At 65.8% G+C, this 10439-nt stretch carries 12 protein-coding genes and 1 pseudogene; 6 read left to right on the plus strand and 7 right to left on the minus strand.

Annotation, left to right across the window (positions count from 1 at the left end):
- Positions 1-702 (plus strand): 2-keto-4-pentenoate hydratase (locus ACE3S9_RS08445; protein ID WP_374546005.1); only part of this gene is annotated, 702 nt, incomplete at its 5' end.
- 13 nt (positions 703-715) lie between these two features.
- On the opposite strand, the gene ACE3S9_RS08450 is transcribed toward ACE3S9_RS08445, so the two are convergent.
- Positions 716-1162: a group III truncated hemoglobin gene (locus ACE3S9_RS08450; RefSeq protein ID WP_374546006.1), complete on the minus strand. Its 447-nt coding sequence runs from the start codon at positions 1160-1162 to the stop codon at positions 716-718.
- A gap of 209 nt (positions 1163-1371) precedes the next feature.
- Between ACE3S9_RS08450 and ACE3S9_RS08455 the strand changes: the two genes are divergently transcribed.
- The 5 genes from ACE3S9_RS08455 to ACE3S9_RS08475 all read left to right on the plus strand — a co-directional run bounded on the left by ACE3S9_RS08455 (position 1372) and on the right by ACE3S9_RS08475 (position 4821).
- Complete coding sequence (locus ACE3S9_RS08455) at positions 1372-1647, plus strand: acyl carrier protein (RefSeq protein WP_374546007.1); 276 nt, start codon at positions 1372-1374, stop codon at positions 1645-1647.
- Positions 1644-2861, plus strand: a complete 1218-nt coding sequence (locus ACE3S9_RS08460) for a beta-ketoacyl synthase (RefSeq protein ID WP_374546008.1) — start codon at positions 1644-1646, stop codon at positions 2859-2861. Before ACE3S9_RS08455 ends, ACE3S9_RS08460 begins: the two co-directional genes overlap by 4 nt.
- A gap of 3 nt (positions 2862-2864) precedes the next feature.
- Positions 2865-3281 (plus strand): hypothetical protein, encoded by a 417-nt coding sequence (locus ACE3S9_RS08465; RefSeq protein ID WP_374546010.1) that lies wholly within the window; start codon positions 2865-2867, stop codon positions 3279-3281.
- Entirely contained in the window at positions 3278-3697 is a 420-nt protein-coding gene (locus tag ACE3S9_RS08470) for a MaoC family dehydratase (RefSeq protein ID WP_374546011.1), read from the plus strand. The genes ACE3S9_RS08465 and ACE3S9_RS08470 overlap by 4 nt, the downstream gene beginning before the upstream one ends.
- A 119-nt stretch (positions 3698-3816) precedes the next feature.
- Complete coding sequence (locus ACE3S9_RS08475) at positions 3817-4821, plus strand: complex I NDUFA9 subunit family protein (RefSeq protein WP_374546012.1); 1005 nt, start codon at positions 3817-3819, stop codon at positions 4819-4821.
- Between the two features lie 127 nt (positions 4822-4948).
- Here ACE3S9_RS08475 and ACE3S9_RS08480 read toward each other — a convergent pair whose 3' ends face one another.
- The 6 genes and pseudogenes from ACE3S9_RS08480 to lptA form a co-directional block, all read right to left on the minus strand.
- Complete coding sequence (locus ACE3S9_RS08480; protein ID WP_374546013.1) at positions 4949-5659, minus strand: sulfate transporter family protein; 711 nt, start codon at positions 5657-5659, stop codon at positions 4949-4951.
- 19 nt (positions 5660-5678) lie between these two features.
- Positions 5679-6146: a PTS sugar transporter subunit IIA gene (locus ACE3S9_RS08485; RefSeq protein WP_374546014.1), complete on the minus strand. Its 468-nt coding sequence runs from the start codon at positions 6144-6146 to the stop codon at positions 5679-5681.
- Between the two features lie 147 nt (positions 6147-6293).
- Positions 6294-6887 (minus strand): ribosome hibernation-promoting factor, HPF/YfiA family, encoded by a 594-nt coding sequence (gene hpf, locus ACE3S9_RS08490; RefSeq protein ID WP_374546015.1) that lies wholly within the window; start codon positions 6885-6887, stop codon positions 6294-6296.
- A 252-nt stretch (positions 6888-7139) separates the two neighbouring features.
- Entirely contained in the window at positions 7140-8705 is a 1566-nt protein-coding gene (gene rpoN / locus ACE3S9_RS08495) for an RNA polymerase factor sigma-54 (RefSeq protein WP_374546016.1), read from the minus strand.
- 213 nt (positions 8706-8918) lie between these two features.
- Positions 8919-9644: pseudogene (gene lptB / locus ACE3S9_RS08500) on the minus strand (LPS export ABC transporter ATP-binding protein); the annotation flags it as partial.
- 18 nt (positions 9645-9662) lie between these two features.
- Positions 9663-10343 (minus strand): lipopolysaccharide transport periplasmic protein LptA, encoded by a 681-nt coding sequence (gene lptA, locus ACE3S9_RS08505; protein WP_374546017.1) that lies wholly within the window; start codon positions 10341-10343, stop codon positions 9663-9665.
- Positions 10344-10439: the final 96 nt, after the last annotated feature.

Below are 10439 nucleotides of genomic sequence, written 5' to 3' on the forward strand. Positions count from 1 at the left end.
TATCGGGTGACTCCGCTGCTCCGCTCCGCATTCGAGGCGCGCGGCGAGACCATCGTCGGGCGAAAGATCGGCTTCACCAACCGCCGGATGTGGGCGGCGCATGGCGTTCAAGAGCCGATCTGGGGCTATTGCGCCAACCGGACGACCTTTGAACTCGACAAGACGCCGGTTCAGCATGTCAGCGATTTCGCCGAGCCGCGCATTGAGCCGGAAATCATGTTCGGCCTTGGCAAGGCGCCCGGGCCGCATAGCAACGAAACGGCGCTGCTTGACTGCATCGACTGGATCGCGCTCGGCTATGAGATCGTCCAGTCGATCTATCCGGGCTGGAAATTCGCGGCCTCGGACACGATTGCGGCAAATGCGCTCCACGGCGCCCTTCTCGTCGGACGCCGCCATGCTGTCGCGCCGCGGCAAGAGATCTGGCGGCGGGAGCTCGCCAGTTTCGGCGTCGAACTCTATTGTAACGGAACGCTCAGCCAGAGCGGCGGCGGAGCGCTGGTGCTCGACAGCCCGCTGCTCGCCCTGCGCCATCTTGTCGAACTGCTCGCCAAAGATCGGCGCAACCCGCCACTGCAGGCGGGCGAAATCGTTTCGACAGGAACGCTCACGCTGGCAATGCCGGTGCAGGCGGGCCAAAGCTGGACGACGAAAGCCCTCGGCATTCCGCTGGAGGACATCGATCTCCGCTTCGAAGCGTGACGACAGAGCCCTTTCAATCCTCCCGAATCTTCTGCGCGGCGCGAAAATCCATCGCCTTGTCGCCGATGTTCAGGCCGATCTGGAAGCTCTCCGCGATACGATGCGCGCGTGCGACAAAAAACCGCGCGCCCTCCGGCGGCAGCACTTCGCGCGCGGTCTGCTCGAACAGAGCCAGCCAGCGCGTAAAATGTTCCGGCGCGAGATCGAGCGCGGCATGGGCTGGCAGCGGCCGGCCCTTGTAACGTCCGCTCTGCAGGCCGATCTGGGACCAGAAATCGGTCAGTTTCGCCAGATGCTCCTCCCAATGGCCGGCGAGGCGCGCCTCGAAAATCGGGCCCAAATCTGAGTCGGCGCGGGCGCGGGTATAGAATTCGCGCACCAGGCGCGCCATCATTTCCTCGGTCAAGCCGGCAGGCGGCTCTTCGAAGCCTGCGGCCCGCGCGACAAGGGGATGCGGCATGGTATTGTTCCCGTGCGATTTTTCCACCCGTTGCGGGCGGCTTTGCGGCGCCGAAAAAATTGTTTTGGCGTCATTCGAGACTGTTTGCTACATGGAGGGGCGTCCGGTTTCAAGATAATGGGCCCGGCGCCGCTTCCGCCGCATCGGTCCGCCGCCTTTCAGCCGCCCGAACGCCGCAGGGACCGCCGAACGCAACCAGGGGTGCGCCATTGACTTCGGTTTCCAACGACCAGCAGGCGATGATCAACGACATTCTCGACGTCATCGCCACCGAGGGCATGATTCCTCGCGAAAAGCTCCAGGATGACGCCACGATCGAAAGCCTCGGCCTGAAGTCGATCGATATCGTGATGGTCCTGACGGCCATCGAGGAAAAATTCGACGTCTATATCCCGATGGACGGCTCATTCCAGGAGGCCAAGGACCTTAAGGGCCTGGTCGAGGCGATCAGCGCCCATATCCTCAAGGAAAAATCCGAGAAATGACTTCCAGACGCGTTGTCGTCACCGGCATGGGCGCCGTTTCGGCGGCCGGCGTCGGGGCGGAACTCCTGTGGCGCGCCGCGCGTGACGGCAAGCCCTGTATCGGCCCGCTGGAAGTGCGCGAACCCTATGGCGGCCGCATCCGCATTTCCGCCCAGGTGCGCGATTTCGACATCGAAGCGCGGCTCGGCCCGGAAGTCGCCCCCTTCGCCGACGCCTTCACCGCTTATGCGCTGGTCGCGGCCGACGAGGCCATGGCCCAGGCGGGGCTGGACCCGGCCGCGCGCCAGGGCTCGCGTTGCGCGGCTCTGCTCGGCACCGGCGCCGGCGGCATGCGCACCTGCGACGACGGCATTTACAACGTCTATTTCGCCAATAAACGGCCGGACATGCTGACCGTGCCCAAGCTCATCCCGAGCGCGGGACCCTCGCAGCTTTCCATGCGCTATGGCGCGACCGGCCCCTGTTTCGCCATCGCCAGCGCCTGTTCCTCCGGTGCCCAGGCGATCGGCCTCGCCACCCAGATGATCCGCGCCGGCATGATCGACCGCGCCATTGTCGGCGGCTCCGAGGCCTGCGCCACCAATGGCTCGATGCGCGCCTGGGAATGCCTGCGCGTGCTGACGCCCGACCTGTGCCGGCCTTTCGCCAAGAACCGCAACGGCATGGTGCTCGGCGAAGGCGCCGCCATGTTCGTGATCGAGGGCGAGGACGCCGCCCGCGCCCGCGGCGCCGAGCCGCTGGCCGTGATCGCCGGCTATGGCACGAATAGCGACGCGCTGGACCCGGTCAGGCCCGACGCCGTCTCCGCCGCCGCCTGCATGACCATGGCGCTGGAGGATTCGGGCCTCGCGCCGACCGATATCGATTACGTCAACGCCCATGGCACAGCCACGGTGATGAACGACGTCAACGAGGCGGAAGCGCTCAACCTTGCCTTCGGCGGCCATTGCGACGACCTGCTGGTGTCCTCGACCAAGCCGGTCCATGGCCACGGGCTCGGCGCCGGCGGCGCGCTGGAGCTGGCGATTTCGATCATGGCCTTGCGCGAACAGGTCGCCCCGCCTAATCTCAATACCGAGATCCAGGATCCCAAATGCCTGATCCGGCTGGTCGGCCCCGAGGCCGTGAAAATGCCGATCCGCGCGGTCCTGTCCAATTCCTTCGCGTTCGGCGGGATCAACGCCTCGCTGATCGTGACGCCCGCCGCGAGCTGAAAGATGTTGAGCAATTCGCCCGACGTCCAGCGCCTTGGACCGCTCCGCGCGACGGCCGCGCCCGAGGCTGTCGCCGCTTTCCGCCATGCGACCGGCTGGCGCGCCGACGGCCCGCCGCCGGCGAGCTTCCCGGTCGTGGTGATGCATTTTCCGGAAATCGGCGACGCCGTCCGCTTGGCGGCCGAGGAAGTCGGCCTGCCGGTGCATGAGGCGCAGCATTTCGAATATAGCCGGCCGATCCGCCCCGGCGAGAGCTACGACCTGATGATCGAAATGCGCCGCGAGACCGAACCGGCGCGGCTGATCGTCGCGGCGGATGTGTTCGATGTCGCCGGCGAAAAGGTCGGCCGCATCGTCTCGACCCTGCGCCTGATCGATCCCGCTGCGATCCCCGGCGCCAAGGCGGGGGCTCGTCCATGACCGTCGCGACCGCGCCGCGCCTTGGCGAAAAACTGCCGCCGCGCGCGATCGGCCCGTTTTCCGCGGCCGATCTCGCCGAATATGCGGCCATTTCCGGCGATGACAATCCGCTGCATCTCGATCTCGCCTTCGCGCAAGGCTTCGGCTTTCCGGCCCGGCCGGTCCATGGCATGAAGATCCTCGCCGCTTTCGAGCCCATGCTGGACGACTGGCGGCCCGATCTCGCCGTGATCGGCCTGACGGGACAGTTTCTCACGCCCGTACTCGAAGGCGAAACCGCCTCGCTGACGGCCCGCGTCGTCAAGGTCGACGAAACGGCGCAGGGCTTTGTCGCGGTCCTGCGGCTGATGGCCCAGACGGCCGGCGGCGCGCCGGCCCTGATGGGCGAGGCGCGCGTGGCCCCGGCCGGCGGCTGAGCCGCGACGAGCGCCTTTCGCCAAAGTCGCGCTTTAGCGAAGAGTTGGATGGACGCGCGGCTCCAGATTGACTAATCAGGCGGTCAAGCGCCGTCTGCTCACATCGAGGGCCCGCAGCCATGACCGACATTCAGCCCCAGGATCGTATCGTCACTGTTTTCGGCGGCTCCGGCTTTCTAGGCCGCCATCTGGTCCGGTCCCTGGCGCGCGACGGCTGGCGCATCCGCGTCGCCACGCGGCGGCCAGATCTCGCTTATCTCCTCCAGCCGCTCGGCGTCGTTGGCCAGATCAACGCCGTCCAGGCCAATATCCGCTATCCGGACTCGATCGCCGCCGCCCTGCGCGGCGCGGAAGCCGCGGTCAATCTGGTCGGCATTCTGGCGCCCTGGGGCAAGCAGACCTTCGACTCGGTGCAGGCCGAAGGCGCCGGCGCCGTCGCCGCGGCCGTCAAAGCCGCCGGCATCGCCAATTTCCTCCATGTCTCGGCCATCGGCGCCGATTCTGATTCCGCTTCCGCCTATGCCCGCACCAAGGCCGCCGGCGAGGCGGCCGTGCGCGCCGCGCTGCCCTCCGCCGCCATCCTGCGCCCCTCGGTCGTGTTCGGCCCGGAAGATCAATTCTTCAACCGTTTCGCCGCTCTGGCGCGCCTCGCCCCCGCCTTGCCGCTGATCGGCGGCGGCGCGACCCGGCTGCAGCCGGTCTATGTCGGCGACGTCGCCGAGGCCGGCGCCCGCCTGCTCGGCGGCGCGGGCCAGCCGGGCGTCACTTATGAATTGGGCGGTCCCGCCATCAAGACGATGCGCGAATTGCTCGAATTCACTTTGGCGACGATCCATCGCCGCCGCCTGCTCGCGCCGCTGCCATTCGGCGCCGCCGCTGCGCTCGGCGCGGTGACCGAGACGCTCAACAAACTGCTGCTTGGCATCCTGCCGAACGAATTCGTCTTCACCGCCGATCAGGTCGAGCTGCTGAAGCACGACAATCTCGTTTCGGAACAGGCCAGCGCCGAGGGGCGCACGCTCGCCGGCATCGGCATCACGCCGGAATCGATCGAATCGATCGTCCCGACCTATCTCTACCGCTTCCGCAAGACCGGCCAATATGCGGACCAGCGCGTGGTCTAGATCGTTTCATTGTTTCGTGGAAACAACAAAACGATCTAGATGTTTGTTTTGACGCGTTTTCTTCACGCGAACCGGTATCCACTTCGCTCGACCCGAAGGGCCGCGCCAGCGAATACGCTATAAATCGTCAGCGCGGGAACACGACCGGCTGCGTCCCCGCTTTCGGGGCCGTCAGTCTTTTATGCAGCCGCGCCATCAGCCCGACGCCGAACAGCGGCGTCAGCAGGTTCAGCAGCGGCGTGGCGACGAAAACCGCGATCAGCAGGCCGGCAGCCAGGACCGGCAGCCAATGTTTTTCGCGGAGGCTCCGCGCCTCCTCGGGCGACCGGAACCGCATCGCCGCCAATTCGAAATATTCCCGGCTGAACAGATAGGCGTTGGCGAAGAAAAACACCAAGGCGTTGACGCCCGGTAGCAGCCATAGAGCGAAGGCGGCCAGATTGACCGCCAGCGCGACGAGGGAAAAGCGCAAGGCCAAACCCATCGAGGTCACCGCCGGCACAGCGCGGCCCTGTCGATCCGGCGGATAGATCCTGGCCTCGACATGATCCGCCAGTTCGTCGAGGAAAAAGCCGGCGACCAGCATCGCGACCGGCGCGATCAGGAAGATCAGGCCAACGAACAGGCCCAGCCCCGCCGCCACTTCGACTAGCGTCTTCAGCCAGGGCGCGCCCTCGAACCAGGACGAGCCGCTCGTCGTGAGCCAGATCGCCCCGCGTTCCAGAATGAGCCAGAGCGCCGCGAGCAAGGCCACGGTCAGGCCGAGCGATTTCAGCAGTACGGCCCTGAACGGCGGCGTGAAGATGTCGCGCAGGCTTTCAACGGCGTCGTCGATCATGAGGGCGGCCTCCGCGATCTCAGGCCGCGTCGGAGGAAGGCGTCGCCTGGGTCAGGATGGAATAGAGCGCCGGAGCCTCGCGCGTCGCCCGAACTTTGGCCAAGATCGCCGGATTTCTGAGCAGCCGCGCGATCACGGCCAAGGCCTTGAGATGATCGGCGCCGGCGTTTTCCGGCGCGATCAGGCCGAACAGCAGGTCGACCGGCTGGCCGTCGAGGGCCTCGAAATCGATTCCGCGCTCAAGCCGCGCGAAAATCCCGAAAATACGCGGCGCATTCAGCAATTTGCCATGCGGAATGGCGATGCCGTCGCCGAGCCCGGTCGAATTGAGCTTTTCGCGCTGCATCCAGGCTTCGAAAATGTCGCGCGCCGGCAGGCCGGACACTTCCGCCGCCTTTTCGCTCAATTCCTGCAGGGCCTGCTTTTTGCCGTTCACCCGGAGAGCGGGCAGAATCGCCTCCGGAACCAGAAGTTTTTCAAGCGGCATGAGGATCGTTTTCCATCAAGGCGCCGAGACCAGGGCCTGCAATCGCAAAGCGCGCGCCGGATTCGCCGGCGCGCATCAAAATCGTCCAACCCGCGCGGAGCCCGTCAGCGGGCGCTCGCGCGCATTCAAGCAAAAAGTGAGCCGCAATCACGCGGAGCCTTTGTCGCCGATGGTCGGATCGACCCAGCCGATATTGCCGTCGAGCCGCCGATAGATCACGTTCACGCGGCCCGTGGTCGCGTGACGGAAGACGAGAACCGGCGCGCCGGTGAGGTCCAGCTCCAGCACGGCGGCCGAAACGGAAAATTCCTGCAGAAGCTTTTCCGATTCGGCGATGACCGCCGGCTTGAAATCATGTTCGGCCGGCGCCTCCTCGGCCTCGTCGAGCGCGCCGAGCACGGTATAGCGAATCGGCTCGCCAACCGGAGAAGCCTCGCGCTGGGCGGCGGAGCGATCCTTCAGCTTGCGCTTGTAGCGGCGCAGACGGCTTTCGATTCGCGCGGCGGTCTGGTCGAAGCTGGCGTAGACTTCCTGCGCGCGGCCTTCCGCCTGCAGGGTGACGCCGGACGCGAGATGGAGCGTGCAATCGGTGCGATAGCCGGAGCCTTCGGGCTCGATCGTGACATGGCCGGTGACGGAGCCGTCGAAATATTTCCCGGTCGCCGCATTCAGCTTGTCGGAGACATGGGTGCGCAGCGCCTCGCCAATATTGATGTTCTTGCCAGAGATCCGCAGGGCCATCTTTTTGTTCCAGTTCTTGTTACAAGCCGCTCTTGTTCAAGCCGCCCGCCGGAGCTCTCCCTCGGCTCCTCGCGGCGCGGCCGGCCATTCCTCGCGGCGAGGCCGAAGCTGCGCCGCATGACTTTCCGGGGCGACGCCCGGCCCAGCGATCAAGGGTTAGAAGCCTCCGGGGCGTAAGTCAATGGCGCATCCCAAGGCCCGGAACCGGCAGGGTTTTCCCGGCCTGATCCGCCTCCGCGCGCGCAAGCGCGGTCAGAACGAAGCGGAGCCCTGTTTCTCGCGCCGCCGCTCGACCGAGGAGGGAATGCGCAGGCTTTCGCGATATTTCGCCACCGTGCGCCGGGCGATATCGATGTCCTGCGCCTTGAGCCGCTCAACAATGGCGTCGTCGGACAGGATGGCGTCCGCCGCCTCGGCGTCGATCATCTGCTTGATCTTGAAACGCACCGCTTCGGCCGAATGGGCGTCGCCGCCGCCATGGGCCGCGATCGAGGCGGTGAAGAAATATTTCAGTTCGAACAGCCCGCGCGGCGTCGCCATATATTTGTTGGAGGTGACGCGCGAGACGGTCGATTCGTGCAGGCCGACCGCATCGGCGATATTCTTCAGATTGAGCGGGCGCAAATGCTCGACGCCCTCGGCGAGAAAGGCGTCCTGGCGGCGCACGATCTCGGTCGAAACCTTGAGAATGGTGCGCGCACGCTGCTCCAGGCTCTTGGTCAGCCAGTTGGCGGTCTGCAAACATTGCGACAGGAAGGTCTTGTCCTCGTCGCCGCCAGGCTTGTTGCGCGAAACGGTCGCGGCATAGGTCTGGTTGACCAGCACGCGCGGCAGAGCCTCGGAATTGAGCTCGATCACCCAGGAGCCGTCGCGCGCCGCGCGGACGATCACATCGGGCGCCACCGGCTGGATCGGCGCGCCGCCAAAGGCGCGTCCCGGCTTGGGATCGAGCCGGCGGATCTCCGCCAGCATGTCCTTGATGTCCTCGTCGTCGACGCCGCAGAGCTTGCGCAGCGCCGGCAGGTCGCGCCGGGCCACCAGCGGCAGATTGGCGATCATGGCCTGCATGGCGGGGTCGAAACGGTCCAGTTCGCGCAATTGCAGCGCGAGGCATTCCGCCAGATCGCGCGCGCCAATGCCGGTCGGCTCGAAGGTCTGCACCAGGCCGATGACCTTTTCGACGCGCTCCAGCGAGGCGCCGAGCCGGTCGGCGATCTCTTCGGCGCTCTCGCGCAGATAGCCGGCCTCGTCGATGGCGTCGATCACCGCCAGGCCGATCATGCGCTCGACCGGATCGTCGGTCGCCAGCGCCAATTGCTCGCCCAGATGGTCGGCGAGGGTGGACTGGCCGGCGACATAGGCCTCGATATTGGAGGCTTCGCCGGTCGATTCGCCGCCGCCGACGCCGGACCAGGCCGAATCGGACAGGCCCATGGCCTCGAGCTTGTTCTGTTCAACAGCGGGGCTCAGATCGCGATCGGCGTCGAAGGCGTTTTCGACTTCCGTGCCGAGGCTTTCCGCCAGCCCTTCGGACGACACGGCCAATTGCGAGGCGCCCCAATCGGCCTCGACCGGATCGGTCGAAAAATCCGTCGCCATTTCGCCGGATTGCGCTTCGGCCGCCGCATCGATGCCGGTCGGCGTCGGGTCGGGCCCCTCCTCCGCGCGTTCGAGCAGCGGGTTGCGCTCCAGCTCCTCCTCGACAAAAGCCGCCAGTTCGACGCTGGAATATTGCAGGAGCTTGATCGCCTGCAACAATTGCGGCGTCATGACCAGGGACTGCCCCTGTCGCAGCAGCATTTTGGCGGATAAAGCCATGCGGAACCCACGGACCGAAAAAAGCGTGGCCGATTAGACGGCCTATTTCTTGCATACACCTTTTTCGGCAGGTCGGCCACGAAAAAACACGTCGCGGAACCGACGAAAATCATAAAGTTAATGCTGAGCAAGGACTTGTTTCAGCAGGATTTTCCTCGCTCGCGCAACGGCTTGATCACAGCCGCCGGCGGCGCGCGGGCGTCCTGAAACCGTTCACATCCGGAAATCTTCGCCGAGATAGAAGCGGCGGACGTCGCGATTGGCCACGATGGCGTCGGGGTCGCCTTCCGTCAGCACATGGCCGGAATGGATGATATAGGCCCGGTCGATCAGGCCGAGCGTCTCGCGTACGTTGTGGTCGGTGATGAGCACGCCGATCCCGCGCCCTTTCAGATGCTGGACCAGATCCTGAATGTCGCCGACCGCAATCGGGTCGATGCCGGCGAAAGGCTCGTCGAGCAGCATGAAGGACGGATTGCTGGCCAGCGAGCGGGCGATCTCGCAGCGCCGCCGCTCGCCGCCCGACAGCGCGATGGAGGGCGACTTGCGCAGCCTTTTGATGTCGAATTCGTCGAGCAGCGCTTCGAGCTGCTGGTTGCGGCGGTCGCGGTCGGGCTCGGCGATTTCCAGCACGGCGCGAATATTGTCCTCGACCGTCAGCCCCCGGAAGATCGAGGCTTCCTGTGGCAGGTAGCCGATCCCGAGCCGCGCGCGGCGATACATCGGCAGGCCGGTGACGTCGTGGCCGTCCAGCTCGATCATGCCCTTGTCCGGCTTGATGAGGCCGGTGATCATGTAGAACACCGTGGTCTTGCCGGCGCCGTTCGGGCCGAGCAGGCCGACCGCCTCGCCGCGGCGGACGTTCAGGCTGACGTCCTCCACCACCCGGCGGGCCTTGTAGCTTTTTCCCAGATGATGGACATGGAGCATGGTCAGGCCAATCGGTCGTCCGCGCCGTCAGGGCGCATTCTTCTTGGGCGCGGGCTTGGCTGCCCCCGGCGCGCCGGGTTTGCTGTCCTCGCCGGGCACGATCAGTGTGTGAACGCGGCCCTTGACGCGCCCGCCGCCGTTGGCTGAGACGACCGCCTGCCCGGTGGCGAGGTCATAGGTCAGTTGATCCCCGCGCGTGACATTCTCGCCCTGCGACAAGGCGACATTGCCGATCAGCTGGAATTTATTGGTCGGCTTGTCATAGACCAGGGAATCGCCGGTGCCGATCTGGTCCTTGCTGGTGATGGCGATCGGCCCCTTGCCCTCCATGCGGCGCAGGCCCGAATTGGCCCCGCCTGGACCGGCGGTGGCGGCGCTCGCGGCCGGCGCCGAGCCGGGCTTGCGGTCGAAGAAAATGGTCAGCACCGAGGCGTTGAGGCGAGTGTCGCCCTGCACCGCCACGACATTGCCGGTATAGACCGCCTTCTGCTCCTTGTCGAAATAGTCGAGCTTGTCGGCGGAAATATTGATCGGCTCGCGGCTGGCGGCGCCGGGCAGCAAAGCTGCGCCCTGCGCGGGCGCCGCGGGCTGGCCCGTTTGCGGCGCGTTCGGCGGCGCGGCCCGCGAGGATGTCGTCGCAAAGGACGAGGCCGCAAGGCCGAGCGCCATCAGAAGGACTCGCGCCCCGGCGGGTATTGCTCGACTCATGTTCACTGGTCCTTCTGGCCGGAAGCCGCGGCGTCTTCGGGCGGCTGCGTGAATTGCGACCGCACATTGCCCTGGAAGGTGACCTGGACGCCGTTC

The organism is Rhodoblastus sp. (assembly GCF_041915505.1).
GTDB lineage: Bacteria > Pseudomonadota > Alphaproteobacteria > Rhizobiales > Beijerinckiaceae > Rhodoblastus.

What these genes read in the sequence shown, in the direction of transcription:
- ACE3S9_RS08450 (WP_374546006.1), bottom strand. Translation starts at nt 1,162, where the DNA reads ATGCCGCATCCCCTTGTCGCGCGGGCCGCAGGCTTCGAAGAGCCGCCT.
- ACE3S9_RS08460 (WP_374546008.1), top strand. Translation starts at nt 1,644, where the DNA reads ATGACTTCCAGACGCGTTGTCGTCACCGGCATGGGCGCCGTTTCGGCG.
- ACE3S9_RS08465 (WP_374546010.1), top strand. Translation starts at nt 2,865, where the DNA reads ATGTTGAGCAATTCGCCCGACGTCCAGCGCCTTGGACCGCTCCGCGCG.
- ACE3S9_RS08470 (WP_374546011.1), top strand. Translation starts at nt 3,278, where the DNA reads ATGACCGTCGCGACCGCGCCGCGCCTTGGCGAAAAACTGCCGCCGCGC.
- ACE3S9_RS08475 (WP_374546012.1), top strand. Translation starts at nt 3,817, where the DNA reads ATGACCGACATTCAGCCCCAGGATCGTATCGTCACTGTTTTCGGCGGC.
- ACE3S9_RS08480 (WP_374546013.1), bottom strand. Translation starts at nt 5,659, where the DNA reads ATGATCGACGACGCCGTTGAAAGCCTGCGCGACATCTTCACGCCGCCG.
- ACE3S9_RS08485 (WP_374546014.1), bottom strand. Translation starts at nt 6,146, where the DNA reads ATGCCGCTTGAAAAACTTCTGGTTCCGGAGGCGATTCTGCCCGCTCTC.
- hpf (WP_374546015.1), bottom strand. Translation starts at nt 6,887, where the DNA reads ATGGCCCTGCGGATCTCTGGCAAGAACATCAATATTGGCGAGGCGCTG.
- rpoN (WP_374546016.1), bottom strand. Translation starts at nt 8,705, where the DNA reads ATGGCTTTATCCGCCAAAATGCTGCTGCGACAGGGGCAGTCCCTGGTC.
- lptA (WP_374546017.1), bottom strand. Translation starts at nt 10,343, where the DNA reads ATGAGTCGAGCAATACCCGCCGGGGCGCGAGTCCTTCTGATGGCGCTC.